The organism is Sediminibacterium sp., assembly GCF_051861365.1.
Taxonomy (GTDB): Bacteria; Bacteroidota; Bacteroidia; order Chitinophagales; family Chitinophagaceae; genus Sediminibacterium.
Genome location: NZ_JBHYCW010000021.1, coordinates 1 through 20,956 on the forward strand (window position 1 = coordinate 1; position 20,956 = coordinate 20,956).

19 protein-coding genes are annotated in these 20,956 nt (G+C 39.2%); 13 read left to right on the forward strand and 6 right to left on the reverse strand.

Going from position 1 to position 20,956, the window contains the following annotated elements; translation table 11 throughout:
• Positions 1-102 precede the first annotated feature (102 nt).
• The 10 genes from ACTIEV_RS10485 (at position 103) to ACTIEV_RS10530 (ending at position 9,950) form a co-directional block, all read left to right on the forward strand.
• Complete coding sequence (locus tag ACTIEV_RS10485; RefSeq protein ID WP_439516436.1) at positions 103-1,290, forward strand: hypothetical protein; 1,188 nt, start codon at positions 103-105, stop codon at positions 1,288-1,290.
• Complete coding sequence (locus ACTIEV_RS10490) at positions 1,287-1,451, forward strand: hypothetical protein (RefSeq protein WP_439516437.1); 165 nt, start codon at positions 1,287-1,289, stop codon at positions 1,449-1,451. Before ACTIEV_RS10485 ends, ACTIEV_RS10490 begins: the two co-directional genes overlap by 4 nt.
• 185 nt (positions 1,452-1,636) lie before the next feature.
• The gene (locus ACTIEV_RS10495; RefSeq protein ID WP_322197001.1) at positions 1,637-3,328 is read left to right on the forward strand and encodes a sodium:solute symporter family transporter; all 1,692 of its coding nucleotides are present in this window, start codon (positions 1,637-1,639) and stop codon (positions 3,326-3,328) included.
• 50 nt (positions 3,329-3,378) lie between these two features.
• Positions 3,379-4,857, forward strand: a complete 1,479-nt coding sequence (locus tag ACTIEV_RS10500) for a glycoside hydrolase family 32 protein (RefSeq protein ID WP_439516438.1) — start codon at positions 3,379-3,381, stop codon at positions 4,855-4,857.
• 73 nt (positions 4,858-4,930) lie between these two features.
• Positions 4,931-5,500, forward strand: coding sequence for an RNA polymerase sigma factor (locus ACTIEV_RS10505; RefSeq protein ID WP_322196999.1), 570 nt, complete (start codon positions 4,931-4,933; stop codon positions 5,498-5,500).
• Positions 5,497-6,309, forward strand: a complete 813-nt coding sequence (locus tag ACTIEV_RS10510) for a HEAT repeat domain-containing protein (RefSeq protein WP_439516439.1) — start codon at positions 5,497-5,499, stop codon at positions 6,307-6,309. The genes ACTIEV_RS10505 and ACTIEV_RS10510 overlap by 4 nt, the downstream gene beginning before the upstream one ends.
• Before the next feature lie 12 nt (positions 6,310-6,321).
• Positions 6,322-7,185 carry a hypothetical protein gene (locus ACTIEV_RS10515; RefSeq protein WP_439516440.1) on the forward strand — a complete coding sequence of 288 codons (864 nt, stop codon included), beginning with the start codon at positions 6,322-6,324 and terminating at the stop codon, positions 7,183-7,185.
• Between the two features lie 10 nt (positions 7,186-7,195).
• A complete protein-coding gene (locus ACTIEV_RS10520) occupies positions 7,196-8,017 on the forward strand; it encodes a DUF4097 family beta strand repeat-containing protein (RefSeq protein WP_322196996.1) in 822 nt (273 codons plus the stop codon).
• Between the two features lie 142 nt (positions 8,018-8,159).
• On the forward strand, positions 8,160-8,858 hold the full coding sequence (locus tag ACTIEV_RS10525) for a TIGR04283 family arsenosugar biosynthesis glycosyltransferase (RefSeq protein WP_322196995.1): 699 nt from the start codon (positions 8,160-8,162) through the stop codon (positions 8,856-8,858).
• Positions 8,859-8,906: 48 nt separating this feature from the next.
• Entirely contained in the window at positions 8,907-9,950 is a 1,044-nt protein-coding gene (locus ACTIEV_RS10530) for a VOC family protein (RefSeq protein ID WP_439516441.1), read from the forward strand.
• A gap of 157 nt (positions 9,951-10,107) precedes the next feature.
• Here the strand turns inward: ACTIEV_RS10530 and arsM are convergent, their stop codons facing one another.
• From arsM to ACTIEV_RS10555, 5 genes are read right to left on the reverse strand one after another with little or no spacing between them, the layout of a single operon-like run.
• The gene (gene arsM, locus ACTIEV_RS10535; RefSeq protein WP_322196993.1) at positions 10,108-11,079 is read right to left on the reverse strand and encodes an arsenosugar biosynthesis arsenite methyltransferase ArsM; all 972 of its coding nucleotides are present in this window, start codon (positions 11,077-11,079) and stop codon (positions 10,108-10,110) included.
• 10 nt (positions 11,080-11,089) lie between these two features.
• A complete protein-coding gene (locus tag ACTIEV_RS10540; RefSeq protein ID WP_439516442.1) occupies positions 11,090-11,686 on the reverse strand; it encodes a TIGR04282 family arsenosugar biosynthesis glycosyltransferase in 597 nt (198 codons plus the stop codon).
• 11 nt (positions 11,687-11,697) lie between these two features.
• Positions 11,698-12,738, reverse strand: coding sequence for an arsenosugar biosynthesis radical SAM (seleno)protein ArsS (arsS, locus tag ACTIEV_RS10545; RefSeq protein ID WP_322196991.1), 1,041 nt, complete (start codon positions 12,736-12,738; stop codon positions 11,698-11,700).
• A 31-nt stretch (positions 12,739-12,769) separates the two neighbouring features.
• A complete protein-coding gene (locus tag ACTIEV_RS10550) occupies positions 12,770-13,105 on the reverse strand; it encodes an arsenosugar biosynthesis-associated peroxidase-like protein (protein WP_322196990.1) in 336 nt (111 codons plus the stop codon).
• A 1-nt stretch (position 13,106) separates the two neighbouring features.
• A complete protein-coding gene (locus ACTIEV_RS10555) occupies positions 13,107-13,895 on the reverse strand; it encodes a DUF547 domain-containing protein (RefSeq protein WP_322196989.1) in 789 nt (262 codons plus the stop codon).
• Positions 13,896-13,968: 73 nt separating this feature from the next.
• On the opposite strand from ACTIEV_RS10555, the gene ACTIEV_RS10560 reads away from it, so the two are divergent.
• A complete protein-coding gene (locus ACTIEV_RS10560) occupies positions 13,969-14,784 on the forward strand; it encodes a purine-nucleoside phosphorylase (protein WP_439516443.1) in 816 nt (271 codons plus the stop codon).
• A gap of 78 nt (positions 14,785-14,862) precedes the next feature.
• Here the strand turns inward: ACTIEV_RS10560 and ACTIEV_RS10565 are convergent, their stop codons facing one another.
• Complete coding sequence (locus tag ACTIEV_RS10565) at positions 14,863-15,849, reverse strand: LacI family DNA-binding transcriptional regulator (protein WP_322196987.1); 987 nt, start codon at positions 15,847-15,849, stop codon at positions 14,863-14,865.
• Positions 15,850-16,137: 288 nt separating this feature from the next.
• Between ACTIEV_RS10565 and ACTIEV_RS10570 the strand changes: the two genes are divergently transcribed.
• Positions 16,138-19,200, forward strand: coding sequence for a SusC/RagA family TonB-linked outer membrane protein (locus ACTIEV_RS10570; protein WP_322196986.1), 3,063 nt, complete (start codon positions 16,138-16,140; stop codon positions 19,198-19,200).
• A 19-nt stretch (positions 19,201-19,219) separates the two neighbouring features.
• The gene (locus tag ACTIEV_RS10575; RefSeq protein ID WP_322196985.1) at positions 19,220-20,833 is read left to right on the forward strand and encodes a RagB/SusD family nutrient uptake outer membrane protein; all 1,614 of its coding nucleotides are present in this window, start codon (positions 19,220-19,222) and stop codon (positions 20,831-20,833) included.
• The last annotated feature ends 123 nt before the right edge of the window (positions 20,834-20,956 follow it).

A 20,956-nucleotide genomic window follows, 5' to 3' on the forward strand; every position in this document is an offset into this window, starting at 1 on the left:
AATGGGAGGAAAAACAGAAAAATATTACCTTAGAAAACTCTAACTAAACGTGGCACTAAATTATGGGGAGCTTACAGTTGCTACACAAACTTGTATAAAATAATGAAAGTTGGCATCATATCTCAATCCCCAACCCTGACTACAGGCTTCGGTGTAACAACTAAGGTGATAGCCGATTATCTGTATAAGGCAAAGTGTAAAGTCGCTTGCTTTGGAATTGATCAGATAGGAGAAACCTTTGATAGAAACTCTTATCCGTATAGCATTTGGACTGTTGGTGGTCTAGACTTAGCTAAGACATTTAAATCTTATTTAAGCTTTTTTAAACCTGATCTGCTGATTGTGAATTTTGATATCATGAATGTCGGACGCTGGTATGCAATTATTCAAGCCTCGGGTTACAAAGGAAAATTATATGCGCATATGGTACTAGACGGAACACCATTCTTGATGGCCGACCTCCGTTTTTTGAATGAGTTTGCAAGAATTATAGTTCCCACAAGACATACGCAGAACTATTTGATTTCAAAAAATATACTAAATGTTGCTTATGCACATCATGGGGTGAATACTGATTTTTTTCATCCAATTTCGAATAAAGAATTTCTGAAAAAAAGTATTGGAATTTCAAATAAAAAAATAATTGGATGCTTTGCTAGAAATACCGAACGAAAGCAACAAGCAAAAATATTGCAGGCCATAAGTATCCTCGTCAATGATTTAAAATTTACTGATTTCGTTTTTTATTTTCATTGCAATCCTTTAGATCACTTAAATAGTTGGAATTTAATTTCGATCGCAAAGGAATTGGATATTGAAGAGTATGTATATTTCCCCAAAGATTTAACAGATCAATTGAGAGGAACACCACTTAATGATTCTTTACATAGTAATGGTATAACCCGCATCGAAGATTTGAGTTTAGTGCAAAGGATAGGAATTTGTGACCTGTGCGTTAATATCCCCTTTTGTGGCGGCTTCGAACTACTTAATTTGGAAGTCCAAGCTTGTGGCATCCCTCTTATAGGTACAGATGATAAAGGAAACATGGCAGAAATTCTAACTCAGGGAAGTGTGTTGATTGAGGCAAGTGAGGTACAGATCTGGAAAACAGGGGCCTATCAGTATTTGGTGAATGCTAGAATGTTAGCTCAGAATGTATACAATCTTATGTTTGATGAAGCATCATTACAGGCATTGAGTCAGGCTGCTTTACAAAATGCTAAGCAATTCTCTTGGAAATATTTAGAAAAGGAGTTAGATTTAGTAATCAAAACTGCAGCGTTATGATTACTCCATTTATCGGCGATGTGTTTGAAGAAGAGCATAACTCACGTCTAGAACACTTTTTAGAATCTAATTCTGAAATGCAGCAATTTTTTGTTTCCTCTGGCTCTTATGATGACGATGACGGTGACAGATACTCCGGCACACAATGGTATAACCGTTAATCAATGTGTCCTCCAATACCTAATATTACTTGTTTGACTAAAATATTAGTTGAAATCAAGTACTATTCTGTCACTAATTTCTCTGCAACTCACTAAAATCAACCCAAGTCATTTTCTGTATTGGGAAGTAATAGAATCTTTATTCTTTATATCTCTCATGTATCCTAATTCCCTAAATTAGATACATGAACAACCAACTCCAACTAACTGATTTCATTGTCATTCTTGCTTATTTTATTATTGTGGTAACTTATGGTATATGGGTGTACCGCAGAAAAAAATCAACAACCGCCAGTACCAAAGATTATTTTTTGGCAGAAGGCTCTCTCACTTGGTGGGCCATTGGAGCTTCCCTTATTGCCTCTAATATATCTGCAGAGCATTTTGTGGGGATGAGTGGAGAAGGTTTCTTCGCCGGTATTGCAGTAGCTGCTTATGAATGGATTGCGGCTGTTGCACTCATTATTGTTGCCATTTGGTTCATTCCGGTATATCTCAAAAATAAGATTTATACCATGCCACAATTCCTGAAACAACGCTACAATGAAACCGTTTCAGTGATCATGGCTGTATTCTGGTTGTTCCTGTACATTTTCGTAAACCTGACTTCTATTTTATACCTAGGGTCTAAAGCTATTAGTGGATTGATCGGAAATGAATTCTTTCATATTATTCTAATTGTGTTAGCGCTATTTGCATTCTGTATTACCATCGGAGGAATGAAAGTGATTGGATATACCGATGTTATTCAAGTAGCAGTATTGATTATTGGTGGTTGTGTAGCCGTTTATTTATCACTCGTAGCAGTTGATGAAGTGGTGAATCAAGGAAACAGTGCGATCAGTGGATTGGGGGCGTTGATGAAAGAAGCACCCGATCATTTTCATATGATTTTTGACAAACCAAATGCTGCAAGCAGTGCGGAGTATGTACAAAAATATATTGCATTACCGGGTATCACCATGTATTTCGCCGGACAATGGATATCCAACCTGAATTACTGGGGCTGTAATCAATACATTACACAACGAGCATTAGGAGCAGATCTGCAAACCGCACGTAACGGAATTTTGTTTGCTGGATTTATAAAAATATTCATGCCGGTGATCGTGATGCTACCCGGTATCGCTGCTTTTGTTTTATATCAAAATGGATATTTTGATGCATCCGTTTTCGATGGTAAAAAAGATGGCGCCTATGCAGCTGTATTAAGTTTATTACCTGTTGGTATGAAAGGCTTATCTGTTGCGGCATTAACAGCAGCTATTGTTGCTTCATTAGCAGGTAAAGCGAATAGTATCTCTACCATCTTTACCTTGGATATCTACCAGAAATATTTTGATACAAAAGCAGATGAAGCCAAATTGGTGAGAATAGGCCGCATCTCCATTTTTGTTGCCATGCTCATTGCCGTGTTCTGTACCTGGGAAGATTTACTAGGCATCGGTGGTGAAGGTGGATATACTTTTATTCAAAAATATACAGGCTTTATTAGTCCGGGTGTATTCGCCATGTTCCTGCTGGGTATGTTCTGGAAAAGGACTACGGGAGCCGCTGCTGTGGCTGGTGTATTATCCGGCTTTATTTTATCGGTGGTCTTCAACAATTATGCACCATCTTGGTTTGGTTCTGAAACCATTTTGTATACTGCCTATATCAATGCTGCCGGGCAATATGAAATTCCTTTTATGGTGAATATGGGTTGGACTTTCTTCTTCACGGTATTGATCATGGTGCTGATCAGTTTAGGTGGGCCGAAAGTGAATCCAAAAGCATTTGATATTGATCGTAGTATGTTCAAACTAAAACCATCCAGTATCGCCATGATCACCATGTTATTGATGATGATTATTGCTTTGTATGCAAAGTTTTGGTAGTAGGAGAATGGAAAGGAAATCAGTAATTTCAGGTTATTCATTATTAGCTTATGAAAAGAGCTGTATTTTACTTGATGCTGGTATATTGCTTTTCCTGTCAGGAGAAAAAACCCATGACAGAAGAAGAATTGTATCGTCCTGATATTCATTTTACTCCACCAAAAGCATGGATGAATGATCCCAATGGGATGGTGTATCATAAAGGGGTGTATCACCTTTTTTACCAGCACAATCCGGATTCATCTGTTTGGGGTCCTATGCATTGGGGGCATGCCACCAGCACAGACCTTATTGAATGGCAACATGAACCCATTGCTTTATTTCCGGATAGTTTGGGGACTATTTTTTCAGGTAGTGCAGTGATAGATAGTAATAATACTGCGGGTTTTGCCAAGCCCGGAGAAACAGCTTTGGTGGCCATTTTTACACATCACAATACCCAAGGAGAAAAAGCAGGTCGTTCAGATTTTCAAACACAAAGTCTTGCTTATAGTATAGATGATGGAAAAACCTGGATAAAATATGATCAAAATCCGGTGATCAAAAATCCGGGTATCAAAGATTTCCGTGATCCGAAAGTAATCTGGTATGCACCGAAGCAAAAATGGATTATGTCACTTGCTGCCCAAAACAAAATATTGTTTTACTCATCCAAGGACTTAAAAAATTGGATAGCAGAAAGTTCCTTTGGTGAAGATGTGGGGGCTCATGGAGGTGTATGGGAATGTCCGGATCTTTTTCCAATGCAGTATGAAGGCAAAACCATTTGGGCATTAATCGTAAACCTCAACCCCGGGGCCCCCAATAAGGGCTCAGGTACTCAATATTTTTTGGGAGAGTTTGATGGTAAGTCTTTTAAATCTTTTACCGATCAAACATTGTGGTTGGATTATGGTCCTGACAACTATGCCGGAGTTACTTGGTCAAATACCGGAGATCAAAAAATATTGATCGGATGGATGAGTAACTGGATGTATGCCAATCAAGTACCTACACAATCCTGGAGAAGTGCAATGACCATTCCTCGAGAATTAAAACTGATGAAATTGGGAGAAACATGGCGATTGGCTTCGTTACCTGTATCATCTCTTCAGGCATTAGGGAAAGAGGCTTTTCATAAAGTCAAGGTTGATGCTATTGAAAAAATCCGTTTATCAGGTTCCTCAGTGATTTCTTTTCAAGCCGATGCTACTAAAAATTTTACAGTTACTTGTTTGAATGATCAACAGGAAAAGGTGGTAATAGGATATGATCCTATCAAACAGGAATTCTATATTGATCGAAGATCATCCGGACAAACAGCATTTCACCCGGAATTTGCAGCTATTCATACCGCACCAAGATTATCCAATAATCCATTGATTCAAGTAAAGCTGGTATTGGATAAAACCTCTGTGGAATTATTTGCAGATGATGGACTTTCCGTAATGACCAGTATTTTCTTTCCGAAAAAGGGCTACCAGGAATGTTGGGTGGATCCTCAAAATGGTCAGATAATGGGGCTTTTATTAGAGCAGATAGGTAAATAAAAATGAAAAACGCTTGTAACCTTTTCCTCTAACCTCAGTTTATACTTCAAAGCAAACATTAACTGACCCGAGATTGACGAACGAAACCATTGATAATCAGCTCATGTTCAGGGTAAAAGAAGGCAACCTGGATCAAATGGCACTGTTATTCGACAGACACCATCGACCACTGTATGGTTTCTTTTATCATCATACCGGCATGAAAAATGAAAGTGAAGATCTGGTACAGACCGTCTTCATGAATATGATTCGTTCAAGATCAACTTTCACGGGTACCTATAAGTTTGAGACCTGGATGTACACAATTGCCAGAAATGCATTAAAGGATCATTATAGAAAGAGTAAAAAAATGGGTACAACTGTAGATGCTGAAGAGGCTGAAAACAATATACATGAAACTACATCGGCAGATACACGATTGAACAGAAAAGAAGAAGAGTTGATTTTGAGAAAGGCACTGGCAAGATTGAGTGAAACGGATCGGGAACTGATCATTCTTTCCCGCTACAGAGAAATGAAATACCAAGAGATCGCTGCGATTTTAAAGTTGTCAGAAGGAGCGATTAAAGTAAGAATACATCGGGCTGTTAAACAGCTAAGAGAAATATATCTTGAAATTAGTCAACAAACAATGAGTGTATGAAATGTGCATTTGATAAAGAAAAATTATGGTCACTGGCACTGAATAACTTAAGTGATGCGGAGAAGGCAGAGGTAAATCTCCATGTAACTACTTGTTCAGCATGTACAGAAGAATTGAATGGTATCATGACATTCTGGAACATTACAGCTGCACTACCGGAGCCAGAACCATCTGCCGGTATCAAAAATACATTCATTCAGAACTTGGAGGCTTATAAAAAAGAGCAACTTGCGAAAACCGGTTTCTGGGATCAGCTAAAAGAAAATATTTCAAAACTCACTACGCTATTGGTTAATCCACGTATGGCTTATGGATTAGGCATGTTAGTGGTAGGAGTGGTGGTAGCTTCACTGTATTTTCAGCAAAAGGGAAGCGGAAAGTCAGAGGTAGCAGTACTTTCGTCACAAGTAAAAGAAATGCGTGAAATGCTGACGCTGACCTTACTGGAACACCCATCTGCTTCAGAAAGATTAAGAGCTGTAAGTTATGTGAATGAAATTGATACGGTAGATAGACGAGTGAAAGATGCGTTGTTGACAACGTTGAATAATGATGAAAATGTAAATGTTCGATTAACGGCACTAGAGACTTTGTCTAAAATGACCAGTGATCCAAAAGTGAGAGAGGGCTTGATTCAGTCCATTGCTCAACAAGCGTCTCCGCTGGTTCAATCTGCCCTTGCTGATATTATGCTGAGTATACAAGAGAAAAAATCGGTTCGTTCTTTTCAGCAACTCTTAAAGAAGCCTGAAACCAATGAAGCGATCAAAACCAAAATACAAGCAACCATTCATCAGTTAAATACTTAAACCCCTGTACATATGAAAAGCTGTTTTAACCTGCTAACAGCAGGAATGTTATCCCTTTGTGCATGTATCAGTACATCGGCACAAGAAGCCAAGGAACATATTTCCAAACAGTTTACCGTCAACGGTAAAAAAAATGATGCAGTATTAGCTATCTATAATGTTTTTGGTTCTATTAAAGTAGAAGGTTATGACGGCGATAAAGTGTTATTAGAGATCGACAAAAATATCAGTTCTAAATATCCGGATGAAGTTGCCAAAGGAAAAGAAGAATTTCGTTTTGAAATGGAACAACAGGGCGATAGCATCGTTGTATACATAGCTGCCCCCTATGATTCAAGACCTAATAGGAATTGGGATAGAAATGATGAACGTAAAAATATTCGTTATAAATACCAACTTGATTTTGTGGTAAAAGTCCCGCATCAAATGCGGTTACGTGTATCAACAATCAATAACGGGAATGTGAAAGTGAAAGATGTGTACGGTACATTATGGGTTTCGAATGTAAACGGAGCGATAGATGTAGAGAATGCAAAGGGTACCACAAAAGCTACAACAGTGAATGGAGCAGTCAATGTAAGTTATTTAGTGAATCCATCGGCTGCATCTGTTTATCATACCATCAATGGTGATATCACGGTGAAGTATCAAAACGGATTAAATGCAGATCTGTATTTCAAAAGCATGAATGGGAAATATTATACGGACTTTGATAATGTAGAACCTATTAGTAACACTTTGGAGAAGAATACCGAAAATAAGTCTAATAGTACCGTATATAAGATTAGTAAAGGGAATGCAGTTCGAATTGGTAGTGGCGGTAAGCAATTTAATTTTGAAACCCTAAATGGGAATGTTTATATCAGAAAATCATAAAAACAGAAATATGAAAACAATCAAGTATACACTTACACTCATCAGCTTGCTCTGTTCAATGGTATTGTTAGGGCAGGGTGTTGAAAAAGAACAGCTTACAGTAGCACTAAGTAATCCCGGTAAACCCTACAAGTTAGTAGTGGGTTTGTTAAGCGGTTCTATCCGTGTAACAGGACATTCAGCAGACAATCTGATCATTAATGTAGAAGTTGAGGAAGATCGAAAATCTAAAAAGAGTGATCCGAAAGTATCAGGCTTGAAACGTATTGGAGCTTCTTCAGGCTATGAGATTGATGCAGTTGAAAAGAATAATGAAGTAACGATCAACAACCATAGTATGATGCGTAAAATTGATCTGGATATTAAGGTTCCGTTGAATGGTACACTCGTTTTAAATACACTGAATGAAGGTGATATTGTGGTCAGCAATATCAAAGGTGAGTTGGAATTGAACAACGTAAATGGAGATATCAAAGTTTCTGGTTTTTCAGGTACTGCTGTAGCCAATACGGTGAATGGAGATATTTCAGTGGCATTCTCTTCCGTAACGGAAGGAAAGCCGATGGCATTTTCTACATTCAATGGTGATGTAAATCTCAATTTTCCGGCAACTACCAAAGCAAACCTAAAAATGAAAACCGATCAGGGTGAAATATTCAGCGATTTTGAAGTGGCGATCGATAAATCTTCTGCGGCTCCGATGAAAACCAATTCTGGAGGTACTTACAAGATCAGTAAGGATGCTTGGGTAACAGGAAAGATCAATGGCGGAGGTGCAGAACTAATGGTAAAATCTTGGAGCGGTGACTTATACATTCGTAAAAATAAATAGGCTATACTCAGCAAACATATAGCAGCATTTATTGTTGCAAGCAGTAAATAGATAGTGGCTTCTGAAAAGGAGCCATTATTTTTTTGTGTTACTTCAACTACAACTGAATTATGATTTATATTGAGCATGCTCAACACTCATTATGCAACATATCAGTATCATTATACCTACTTATAACGAAGCCGATGGTATTGGTAAACTGGTTCAATATTTACAAGAACATGGAGGTAGTCATGTAAAGGAAATTATTGTATCTGATGGTGGTAGTCTTGATGATACCATGTCTATTGCTGCTGCAGGCGGGGCATTCGCTACTTTATCACCTCATAAAGGCAGGGCAGCTCAAATGAATCATGGTGCAAGTTTGGCAAAAGGCACTGTTTTTTATTTCGTACATGCAGATACATTTCCTCCGGTTTCTTATGTATCGGATATTCTTGCAGGCATTAATGATGGGTATGTATTTGGACGCTACAGAACCAAATTCGATTCCAATCATAAAATTTTACTTTTTAATGCCTGGTTTACACGATTTGATCTATTCATTTGTTATGGTGGTGATCAGACATTATTCATGGATCGTCAACTATTTCAACAGATCGGAGGTTTTAATGGGTCGATGCGTATCATGGAAGACTATGATATTGTAACTAGAGCAAAATCTACCGGTGCACGCTACAAAATATTCTCATCAGCAGCATTGGTATCTGCCAGAAAATATGAGACCAATAGTTGGCTAAGGGTACAAACAGCCAATTATACTATTATTCGCATGTATAAAAAAGGGGCTACACAGGAAGAGATGGCAGAACGATATCGGTCTTTATTGAATTATCGTTAAGTCGTCAACCTAATGCATGACTAGTTCGTATATCTAATAAAATTGCTTATGTCTGTACACATCACAGGAATTCAACAAGTCGGTATTGGCGTTGTACATGCAGATCAGGCTAAGTATTTGTATCGGGATCTTTTTGGTATGGATGTGTTGGTTTTTGATGATGAGGCAGAGGCAAAACTAATGACCCGTTATACTGGGAATCAATGTTTTAACCGAAGGGCCATTCTTACTATGAACTTAAAAGGAGGCGGTGGATTTGAAATATGGCAATACCTTAATCGAACACCTGCTGATCTTCCAAAAGATTCCATATATGGTTCTCCAGGAATCAATGCTGTTAAAATAAAGACATCTTGTATTCATACTGCCAGAGCACAGTTGACATCTTATCCTTCACTAAAAATATCTCCAACTCAATCTTGTCCTAATCAGGGATTATCTTTTACAGTAACAGATAATTTATTCAATAAGTTTCAGATCATTGAAGGGACAGATTGGTTTAAAAATTATACCAATAGTTTAGGTGGCGTAGCAGGCGTAGTAATTGGGGTAAGCAATATGGAACGTTCTTTACTTTTTTATGAGCAACTGTTGGGAAATGTACATACGGTATTGGATATAAAAGAAAAAATTGTGGACAATGGGAAAGAACAAACCATTCGAAAAGTCTTATTGCGAAAAAATATCGCCAATGCCGGTGCGTTCAGCAGGTTACTAGGAGGTTTTGATATAGAATTGATTCAATTGCTGGATGAACAACCTCCACATCTTTTCCAAAACAGATATTGGGGTGATTGTGGTTTTATTCATGTATGTTTTGATGTCTTAAATATGGATGGATTAAAACAAACCATGGAACAAAACGGATATGCTTTCACAGTAGATAGTGCAGGATCTTATGCAATGGAGAATGCGTCAGGACGATTTTGTTACGTAGAAGATCCGGATGGTACTTTAATTGAACTCGTCCAAACAGATCGGGTTCCTGTGATCAAAAAATTAGGATGGTATATTCATCTATCCAATAGAACCCATCAAAAACCTTTACCCAATTGGCAAGTATCGATGTTAGGCTTGAACAAGGTGAAATAAGCGCTTGGAGATTTGTTGAATGGCTTATTGGTCATGGCTAATTGTCCATAGTAAAAGCAAGAAGCTGTCTTAAAAAGAAAATCAGAACCTGAGATTCGTTTGAATAAAAAGAGACTGTATCAGACTTTTGATACAGCCTCTTTTTATACTTTTGGTATTAACAACATCCCCCGCCATCATAAAAGAAAGTAGATGGGCTGATAAAAATATCGTTCCTTTCTAATGTGCTCAATGCATTTGCTGTTTTATCACAAACTGCCAGTGGTTGATTAGGCAATAATACATGTCCCTTTTCATCATCAAAATATTCGTCTTTGCCATAGTAAATAGCTGTCTTACCCGTGAATACACAAGGTCCGTCTGCAGGCATAGGATCTTTAATGGCACAAACTTCTACACTCTCGATATAGAGTAGAGTATCCGTATCATAATTCTCTGGATCTAAAATTCTATAAGGTCGTTTTGCCCGAATTTCCACCGTTCCAAATCCAATAGCAGTGATCATTTCAATGTATTGTTGTAGTGGTAAAGCGCCACTTAAACACAAAGCTCTTAATCGGGCATCCTGTTTCAGACTTTCAGGCATTGCTTGCTCACAAGTAGGATCACTTAATACCAGTCTGCCTCTGGGCTTAAGTACCCGATACATTTCTTTCAAGGCTAATTGTAAATCCGCTTCTTCAAATATGTTGAAGAGACAGTTTTGTGCAGCAACGTCAATGCTATTGTCTTCAATGGGTAAGGAAAGAGCACTTCCTTTTCTGATATCAATAAATTCCTTTCTGAACCATGGATTTTGTTTTTCTGCTTCGATCAGGTTTTCCTGACATACCGTGATCATTTCATCTACTACATCTACCCCGATTACAGCTTGATGCTTTCTACTGAAATAAGAAAACTGTAGTAATTCCATACCCCCACCAATACCCACATACAAAACAGTAGGTTGATTCACCAGGTCTCTGGCATTTACGGTACTTCCACAGCCATAATTCATTTCCAACATTTTTTGTGGAATGGAGAGTCCGGGCAATTGCCATACCGGAGTAGTGGTACAGCATAATCCTTTTTGTGGATTTTCAGCAGCCTCTTTGTAAACACTGTGTGCAGTTTCCAGATAATTTGACATGTATTGGTTTTTATGATTGTTGATGTAAGTATTGTTTCCAGTCACCTTCCGTGTCAATATCATTGAGTATCGGAAGTGTATCATAACGAATGTTCTGTATTGCTAATTGTTGAACAGTGCTGCTATAAACAGTATCTGTACTCCATGTTTTCTCCTCAAAAAGAAATGGGAAAAAATGCCGCATACCCAGTAAATAGTATCCACCATCTTTTGAAGGACCGATCACTACTTCTTTTTCATCCAACGCAGTGAATGCATCCAGTAAGATAGAATAAGAAAGTTCAAAACAGTCTGTGCCAATGATGATGATTTTTTGGTATTCCTGTTGAAACAGTGTATCAAAAGCATGAAGCATGCGTTGACCCAGATCGTTACCTTCCTGATTTTTTTTCAGATATAGATCATCCGGCCAAACATCTTTCAAAGAAATACCATCTGCATAAAAAACATAACGATCACAAGGCATTTGTTGGGTGATCTGAACAGTATGTTCCAATAATGATTGATAGATGGATAAAGCTTTGTCATCCCCCAATGTGGCAGCCAAACGGGTCTTCACCTTTCCACGAACCGGATTTCTAGCAAAAATGATCAATGCCTGTTTCAATGGTGTATAATTTATGCCACAGCCCCGCCACAACTAGATCCTGATCCGGCAGTGCAACCATAACAATGTTGATTGAGAATGATTTCGCGTTGACTGATCGCAGACGAAGAATACTTCGATAAATGATCAGAACCGGAACACCCAACTTTCAAATCCAGCATTTGATTAAAATCACAATCATACAAATAGCCATCCCATCCCACCGAAATCGTATTTCTACACATTACATTGGCAGCTGCTACCGGATTAAAAGCTTGAATGAGTTTCTCCATATAGCTGCTATAATTACCACTTACCAGTAGATAATCCAGATAGCGACTGATCGGCATATTGGTGATCACATACAATTGATTGAATTGGATATTGTATCGCTCTAATAAAGCATCTTTATATTCTTTCTCTAATGCTAATTGTGAAGGAGGAAGGAAAGCACCGGCAGGATTGTACACAAGATTCAATAACAATCCTGTTCCTTCCATGCCATACCCAACTGTATTCAACATTTGTAATGCCTTGATTGAATCCTCAAAAACACCATTACCTCTTTGTCTGTCTGTTCTGTCTTGGGTGTAAAAAGGAAGCGAAGAAACCACTTCGATTGCATGCTGTTTAAAAAATTCAGGGAGATCATGGTATTTCTTATTCGCCAGAATAATGGTGAGGTTACAACGTACAATGATATGTCTATTCAGTTTTTTGATCTCTGACACAAACCACCTGAAATCCGGATTCATTTCCGGGGCGCCACCGGTTAGGTCTATCGTTTTGAAAGAAGGATTATTGGCTAACACATCCAGACAAAGCATCATGGTCTCTTTGGTCATGATCTCTTTTCGGTCGGGACCTGCATCAACATGACAATGTTTGCACACTTGGTTACACATTTTACCCACGTTCACCTGAAAAATTTCAGGTTGTGTAGGGTGTAAGGGTAAGAGCCCTGCCTGTTTCATTTTATCGGTGAATAATGGCAGGTCTTTTTCGTGTTCTAAAATATCAATCTGATGTCCCGCATCAGCTAATGCATGTTGTAATGCTTTCAGTGATTTCATGAAGTGGTTTTAATAAACTCGAATAACAGATTTACATGGCAATGGACTTCACTTTGTTCATCATTTGAACGCCATGTACCAAAGCAGCACCCCCCTTAATGGCAGAAGCCACATGAACGGCTTCCATCATTTGAGATTCACTCCATCCTTTTTCATAAGCGTCACTACTGTAAGCATCAATACAATAGGGACATTGAACGGCATGTGCAACTGCTAATGCAATCAATGATTTTTCACGTGCACTCAGCGCGCTGTCTTTGAATACTTCTCCATACCATGCAAAAAATTTATCAGCCATTTCTTTTTGGTACTCGCCAATAGCACCAAATTTTCCTAGATCTTCTGCATTGTAATAATGATTAGCCATGTTAGTCGGTTTTGTAATTATCTAAATAAAGATTCCAGTCGTATTTTTTGAATTTGATAGAAGGATTAACGTCACTAGGAATAACGCTGATCTTCTTTAATAGTTCTTTCATTTTTTTCTTTCCACCAAAATCGCCACGAAACCAGCCCATAATGGCAGGTAGTTGGATTTGATTTTTAGTGCTATCATACACTGCTTCATTTCTCAAATAAACACGAGTAGCAAGGTCTAATTGTTTATCCAATTGTTCTGCACGATAAAAAGCAATGGGTGGACAACTCTTCGCCCCACAATTCAGAGCAAAATGGATTCTGTAATCAACACTATCCACTCGGTGTTTTCTTTCAAAGGAGGAGGGGAATAAACGATTGAAATATCCCATGCTCCATTTTGTTTTAGATCGACGTAATAATCCGTGTTCTATACGATCAAGACTTAGTCGCTCTCCGGCAATGACAATATTTTTTTGACCGAAGAACTGTCCGCGTTTTTTATACCGATCCGGATTTTGCGCAAGAGCGAGCTGGGTAAAAGCGTTGTAAATGTTCAGCCAAAAAGTTTTCTTTTTGGTATCATTGTTCAATTCTTGATACAAATCATTCGGAGAAATTTGCTGTAAAAACTGAACCAATGAATCAGCAGGTTCTCGTCTTTTTGCTGTAAGTAGCAATTGCTGAGATATTTTTGTGAATCGATTTTCGTCTGATGACTGGGTTTCTTGAGCTTGTGCAATCATTACAGTTCCGGACAAGAGTAACATGCTGATCACAAAAAGGAACAATCTTTGCATATAATAAATACGTTCATTGAACGCATATAGTTTTAATTTACACACTGAAAAATTACTGGTTATTATGGAGAATATGTTGCAAAAGATTGAAGAATGCGCTTCTTTTTTAAATGAAAGAGGGTTTAAGAGTCCGGAAGTAGCCGTAGTACTGGGAACAGGGTTGGGTTCTTTTGTACAACACATTGATATTATTCATACTATTCCCTATCATGAAATACCTCATTTTCCTGTAGCTACCGTAGAGTTTCATAAAGGCCAATTGATCTATGGCACTGTACAAGGGAAAAAAATCATGGCCATGCAAGGACGCTTTCATTATTATGAAGGCTATAGTATGCAACAAATTACTTTTCCAATAAGAGTGATGAAAGCATTGGGTGTTCAGTTTTTATTATTAAGTAATGCAGCTGGGGGAATGAATCCATTGTTTAAAAAAGGGGATATGGTATTGATCAATGATCATATCAATTTATTACCCGAAAACCCGTTGCGCGGATTGAATGATCCTGCATTTGGCAATCGTTTTGTAGACATGTGTAGGCCTTATGATGAAGCAATGGGTCAACAGCTGATCAAAGCAGCACATGCTTTACAAAAAGAATTCTTGCATGGTATTTATGTATCTGTACAAGGACCGAATCTGGAAACAAGAGCGGAATATCGATATTTACGAGCAGCAGGCGCAGATATGGTAGGGATGAGTACCGTTCCGGAAGTAATTGTAGCCAATCATATTGGGTTACGATGTGCGGCAGTGAGTGTGATTACAGATGAGTGTGATCCGGATCATTTACAACCCGTGAATATTGCTGAGATCATCGAAGTAGCTGGCAGAACAGATGCCGGTCTCAGTGAAATTTTTGCAAAAGCGATAAAGGCTTTGCAATGATGAATGTTGAATATCGAATGATGAAATGTTGTCTACATACTTTATCATTCGATATTCAACATTCAATATTAATAATTTTCAAAGCGATCCACCATTGAAAAGCACAGCATCTACCAATAGCTCAGTTGGCTCAGTCTTAGTTTGTATACAATTGAGCATATGCGCAAAAGCAGCTTTGCCTAGTTTTTCACCACTGGTTTCTATGTATGTGATTTGAGGATGAAAGAGTCTGGGTATGGTACCATTGCTAATGGTGAGTAATGCAATATTATCAGGATAACGAAGACCTTTTTCCTGGATGGTTTTTAATACACCAATCAATACTTCATCACTCATACAAAAAATGATATCGGGAAGATGTTTATTCAGCATCTCATGACAAACAAGTTTCGCTTCTTCAGAACTGTTGGCATGTTCTATCATTAAAGAGATATGTAGATGTGCTTGAAAAGCATTTTTCAACGCAGCTTCTCTTTTTTTGGTGATGGATAATGCGGGATTACCAAAAATGGCCAATATAGATTGATAAGGATGTTGCAAGATCGTTTCAGCAGCCAAATGGGCGCTTTTTTCATCAGCCAAACAAACCTTATGTACACCTGATTCTTGCGGTACATTATCAAAAAATACAACAGGTATTTCAAGATCAAACATTTTTTCAAAACTGCTCAAGTCTTTGGTGTTTGAACTCAAACAAACAAATACGCCCGACACCCGATTTTGTCGGAATAGTTTTAAATTTTCTGATTCAATCACGGGATCGTTTCCCGATTGCAGGATCATGACCGCGTATCCATTTTTTCTGGCGTCTTCTTCTACTGCAGCGATGAATGTTTCATAAAAATAATTGGAGATGGTAGGAACCATGAGCCCTAAGAGTTTACTGTTCTTGGTTCTAAGTTGAACAGCATTGGCGTTGGGTTCATAGTCAAGGGTGCGTGCCAGTTCAATCACTTTTTCGCGGGTCTTTACAGAGATATCAGGATGATGTTTTAATGCACGGGAAACCGTAGAAACGCTAATGCCGAGTATTTCAGATATCTTTTTGAGCGTGGTATTTGTCATGCAGTTGGTGATTTGTAAAGGAAAAATAAAGAAAATTTCCACAGCAAACCTTTGCGGAAATCCTTTTTATTATCTCTAAATACCTGATTATCCGCTATTTAATTAAAAATAAAACCTTTTGAAAGCCTTAAAATCCTTGAATTGTGCATCTTTTTGGTGGAGAATATGGTCTTTCTCAGCGAGTATGTTTTACACATTGGCTCAGATTCACAAAATTTTAAGAAAATATTTTGTTTCTGAAAAAAATGTGTACTTTGTACACGCTTAATAACCAATAAACTGCCATTTATGAATCTTTCGAAGCTTGTCAGGCCCGCATTGTTGGGTTTACTCGCTTGCGTATTTACCCTATTCGCGCAGGCACAAACAAAATCGGTTACCGGTAAAGTAACCGACTCCAAAGACGGATCGCCTCTCGCAGGTGCATCTGTGTTAGTAAAAGGATCAACGACTGGTGCTCAAACCGGTGCTGATGGTACTTTTAAAATCACCGTTCCTTCATCAGCTAGAACTTTAACGGTATCATATGCCGGCTATGCTTCTGCAGATGTGAACATTTCAGCCTCTAATACTGCCAATGTATCGCTTACCGCTTCTGCGGATGCGCTTGCTGACGTAGTAGTAGTAGGTTATGGAACCAGAAAGTCAAAAGACGTAACTGGTTCTGTTTCTCGTGTTACTGAAAAAGATTTCAACAAGGGCCAGATTGCTTCTCCAGAGCAATTGTTGCAAGGTCGTACAGCAGGTGTGCTTGTAACACCTTCTACCGGTGAGCCCGGAGCTGCTGCAACCATCAACATCCGTGGTACGGGGTCTATCAGTGGTGCACAAGAGCCATTGTATGTTATTGATGGAGTGCCTTTGATCCAAGGTGGTACATTGGGAACCAACGGAAGTGGTGTTGAAGGCGGAACAACCGCTAAAAACCCATTGATCTTCTTGAACCCAACTGATATCGAGAGCATCACTGTATTGAAAGATGCATCTGCTGCTGCTATCTATGGTTCAAGAGGTGCGAATGGCGTTATCTTGATCACTACCAAACAAGGTAAAGGTGGGAAAGGTGGCGTATTCTCTTATGGTGCCAATACAACACTTGCACAAACCGCTCGTCGTTATGACTTGATGAATGCACAAGATTTCTTATTGGCAGCTAAAAAGGCCAATATTGATGGTGGTGCTTCACCAACTGCAGCAGCTGCTGCGGTAGTAGGTATCGACAGAGGTGCGAATACCGATTGGCAGGATGTGATCTTCAGAACTGCTATTTCTCAGAACCACAATTTAAGTTGGTCTATGAGTAATAAAGGTACTTCAGTGCGTTTAAGTGGTTCTTATGACAACCAAGAAGGTATCATCAAGAATACCGGTTTGGAAAGATTAACAGGTCGTGCCAACATTAGCCAAAAGTTATTCAACGACAAAGTGAAGCTGGAAGCTAACATGACCATGTCAAGAACAGAGAACTCTTATGCTCCACTCTCTAATAATGCAGGTTATCAGGGTAGTTTATTAGGTGCTGCTTTGCAGTTTAACCCAACCAACCCAATCTACAATCCGGATGGCTCTTTTTATCAGCCGGGTGATCAGCGCAATCCTGCACAAATGCTGGCTTATTTTACTGACAACGATTTCATCAATCGTTTCTTGGGTAATTTCTCAGCAAGCTATCAGATCACAAAAGATCTCAGCTATAAAGTGGTATTAGGTGTAGATAATTCTAAAGCTGAAAGAACTTCGTTTGCTGATCCTCGCTTGGGATCAAATGCTTATGGCGGTACCATCAACGTTTTCGGAAGAGACTATGGTAACGGTATTCAAGGGAATGGTCGTACCACCAGACAAAATCTGGAAACAAAGTCATCCTTGATTGAACATTACTTGACTTATGATAAAACTTTCAATGAAAAACATGCTGTCAATGCAATAGCAGGTTATTCATATCAGAGTTTTGAAAACCGTTACAAAGCTTCATTTGGCTGGGGAACAAAAACTCCGGTTGTAGGTCCTAAAGATGTATTTGTAAGAGATTACAATGCGTTTAATAATTATGCCAATTTTGTTCCTGGATATGGCAGAAATGAACTACAGTCTATTTTCGGTCGTTTGAACTACACATACAACGATAAATACTTCTTGACTGTAACCGTAAGATCTGATGGATCTTCTAAGTTTGGTGCGAATAACCGTTATGGAACATTCCCTGCCTTTGCTTTCAAATGGAGAGCATTGGAAGAGTCATGGATGCAAAATATCTTTGGTGGCATACTCAGCGATTTGAGCTTCAGAGCCAATTACGGTATACTAGGCAGTCAGGATAACTTAGGTTCGTATGCAGCACTTAACCTGCAGCAGATATTTGATGTAGGATCTGGTCCTGTTACACGCTTCATTCAGCAAGGTAACCCTAATCTGAAATGGGAAGAAGTGGCTACTACCGGCTTCGGTGTTGACTTCACCACCAAAGACAGAAGATTGTCTGTAACCTTGGATTACTACAACAACAAGAGAAAGAACATGCTGTTCTTTGCTCCTACGCCGGGTGGTTTTGCTCCTACTGCCAACTGGTGGATAAATTTAGATGGCGAAGTAATCAACAAAGGATGGGAAGCAAGTGTTAATTATCGTGCTGTTCAAGGCAAGAAATTCAGCTGGGATATCAATTATAACATGACCACTGTCTCCAATAATATTGAAGGTTTACCAACACCCATCAATACTGGTGGGGTTAGTGGACAGGGTTTAACAGGTGCGTTTGCACAAACCCTGACCAACGGATCTTCTATCTTTACTTGGTCAATGCCGGTTTTCAATGGCTTTGACGGTAACGGTAACGCCCGTTATGGCAATGGTGCTTCTAACCAGTTGGTTGGATCTGCATTACCTACCTTCTTTGCCGGGTTGACCAACAATTTCTCTTATGGCAGATGGAATTTGAGTGTATTTTTGAACGCAATCACAGGTTTCCACGTATATAACAATACAGCGAATGCATTATTCTTGAAAGGTAGTTTGCGTAATGCTCGTAACGTTACATATGCAGTAGGAAACGGTCCCGAAAATCCATTTAACCCAGGATCAGTTTCTACTCGTTTTTTAGAGAAGGGTGATTTCATCCGTCTTGCAAACGTGAACCTGAGCTACGCATTTAACCTCAAGAAAACCAGCCTGTTCAAATCAATGTCTGTATTCGCATCAGGTCAGAATTTAGCCCTGATTACCGGATACTCTGGCATCGATCCTGAAGTGAATGTTGACAAGAACATCAATGGTATCCCTTCTCGCGGATTTGATTACACTCAATATCCAAGACCAAGGATCATTACTGTAGGTTTAAATGTTGGATTCTAAATAATAAATACTGAAAGCAATGAAAAATATCTTCAAAAGTAGGTTTGTACCGGTTCTTACCGCTGTAACCGTACTTACCATATCATGCTCCAAGCTTGATCCAAAGCTGGAAGCACCCAATTCCATCGCACCCAATACAGGAACTGGAGCACCTACTCCTCCTTCGATTGCTGCGGTCTACGAACAATTAAACCAATTATCTGGTGGACAAGGGAACTGGTTTGGCTTGCAAGAACATTCCACCGATGAGATCATGGGTCCAACACGTGGTACTGACTGGGATGACTTTGGTACATGGCGTCGTTTGCACCTACATACATGGGGTCCGGATCATAATCAGGTGAATGATACCTGGAATGGCTTGAATGGAGCACTATTCCAGACTACGCTCATAGCTGAGACGGCCACTGGTCTTGCCAAGGCAGAAGGTCAATTCCTACGTGCTTACTTCCGCTTTCTCACCTGCGATCTTTACGGTCAGGTGCAGACCCGTCCGGCCACAGCTGCTGCTAACGTCGTTCCTGATGTATTAACAAGATCAGCAGCAATTGATGCAATCATTTCAGAACTGGAAGCAGCAGTGCCTAATTTGCCTTCTTATGATAAAAATAACAGAGCTCAAGCTACTAAAGAAGCTGCTTGGGCTTTGCTCGCAAAAGCCTACCTAAATAAAGCTGTATATAAGCAGGCTACCACATCACCTGCGGGACCATTTACATTTGCACCAGCAGACATGAATAAAGTAATAGAATACTGTAATCTGGTAGCTGCCAATACTAATTTGAGTCTTGATCCGAATTATTGGGATAATTTCAAATGGGATAACGGTACTGTATCATCTGAAAACATTTTTGTTCGTAAAAATGGATCAGATGCAAGAGCTGGTAATGGTCCAAACTTGAGATGGCAAACTTCACAGAGTTGGCATTACAATCAGACCCCTTCTAGCTGGAACGGTTTCGTAACCCTATCTCAGTTCTACGACAGTTTTGAAGATGTTGATGTGCGGAAATCCTCTCCACTGGCTGGTTATACCAATCTGGTAGGTTCTAATGCAGGGTTCCTGGTTGGTCAGGCAAGAGGTCCAGTAAAGGCTAACGACCCTAAATCACCTGGTGTAATTGGTGATCCTATCGGCGATTTATATGATAGAAGTGGTAACCCACTGATCTTTACTCGTACCGCATCTATCTTTTTCAACGGAGAAGCAAGTGGTATTCGTGTCAATAAGTTTCCACTCAACCCGGCTACCATCAACGATGGTGCTTGGGGTAGTCAGAATGAATTTCCTTTCCTTCGTTTCTCTGATGTTCGTCTGATGAAAGCAGAAGCATTGTTAAGAGGTGGTACCACTGGTGCAAACGGCGAAACTCCGTTGACCATTGTAAACAGCATCCGTGTACTAAGAGGTGCTACTCCGGTTACTTCAGTAACATTGACTTCACTGTTGGCTGAAAGAGGTCGTGAACTCTATCTCGAAGGTCACAGAAGAACAGATATGGTACGTTTCGGAAGATTCAACGCTCCTGTTGAAGAAAGACCAAACGCATCAGAAGCTTACAAAGCAGTATATCCTATTCCAACTACTGCCTTGGCATCTAATCCTAATCTGAAACAGAACGTAGGTTACTAATTCAGATAGATCATATTTTCTCAAAGAGGCTGTATCACATTTGATACAGCCTCTTTCTTTTCTATGGCACATGGCTTATAGACCATAGACCATGGACCATGGTCTATAAGCCGCCCTCTCTTT

What these genes read in the sequence shown, in the direction of transcription:
- ACTIEV_RS10485 (WP_439516436.1), top strand. Translation starts at nt 103, where the DNA reads ATGAAAGTTGGCATCATATCTCAATCCCCAACCCTGACTACAGGCTTC.
- ACTIEV_RS10490 (WP_439516437.1), top strand. Translation starts at nt 1,287, where the DNA reads ATGATTACTCCATTTATCGGCGATGTGTTTGAAGAAGAGCATAACTCA.
- ACTIEV_RS10495 (WP_322197001.1), top strand. Translation starts at nt 1,637, where the DNA reads ATGAACAACCAACTCCAACTAACTGATTTCATTGTCATTCTTGCTTAT.
- ACTIEV_RS10500 (WP_439516438.1), top strand. Translation starts at nt 3,379, where the DNA reads ATGAAAAGAGCTGTATTTTACTTGATGCTGGTATATTGCTTTTCCTGT.
- ACTIEV_RS10510 (WP_439516439.1), top strand. Translation starts at nt 5,497, where the DNA reads ATGAAATGTGCATTTGATAAAGAAAAATTATGGTCACTGGCACTGAAT.
- ACTIEV_RS10515 (WP_439516440.1), top strand. Translation starts at nt 6,322, where the DNA reads ATGAAAAGCTGTTTTAACCTGCTAACAGCAGGAATGTTATCCCTTTGT.
- ACTIEV_RS10520 (WP_322196996.1), top strand. Translation starts at nt 7,196, where the DNA reads ATGAAAACAATCAAGTATACACTTACACTCATCAGCTTGCTCTGTTCA.
- ACTIEV_RS10525 (WP_322196995.1), top strand. Translation starts at nt 8,160, where the DNA reads ATGCAACATATCAGTATCATTATACCTACTTATAACGAAGCCGATGGT.
- ACTIEV_RS10530 (WP_439516441.1), top strand. Translation starts at nt 8,907, where the DNA reads ATGTCTGTACACATCACAGGAATTCAACAAGTCGGTATTGGCGTTGTA.
- arsM (WP_322196993.1), bottom strand. Translation starts at nt 11,079, where the DNA reads ATGTCAAATTATCTGGAAACTGCACACAGTGTTTACAAAGAGGCTGCT.
- arsS (WP_322196991.1), bottom strand. Translation starts at nt 12,738, where the DNA reads ATGAAATCACTGAAAGCATTACAACATGCATTAGCTGATGCGGGACAT.
- ACTIEV_RS10550 (WP_322196990.1), bottom strand. Translation starts at nt 13,105, where the DNA reads ATGGCTAATCATTATTACAATGCAGAAGATCTAGGAAAATTTGGTGCT.
- ACTIEV_RS10555 (WP_322196989.1), bottom strand. Translation starts at nt 13,895, where the DNA reads ATGCAAAGATTGTTCCTTTTTGTGATCAGCATGTTACTCTTGTCCGGA.
- ACTIEV_RS10560 (WP_439516443.1), top strand. Translation starts at nt 13,969, where the DNA reads ATGTTGCAAAAGATTGAAGAATGCGCTTCTTTTTTAAATGAAAGAGGG.
- ACTIEV_RS10565 (WP_322196987.1), bottom strand. Translation starts at nt 15,849, where the DNA reads ATGACAAATACCACGCTCAAAAAGATATCTGAAATACTCGGCATTAGC.
- ACTIEV_RS10570 (WP_322196986.1), top strand. Translation starts at nt 16,138, where the DNA reads ATGAATCTTTCGAAGCTTGTCAGGCCCGCATTGTTGGGTTTACTCGCT.
- ACTIEV_RS10575 (WP_322196985.1), top strand. Translation starts at nt 19,220, where the DNA reads ATGAAAAATATCTTCAAAAGTAGGTTTGTACCGGTTCTTACCGCTGTA.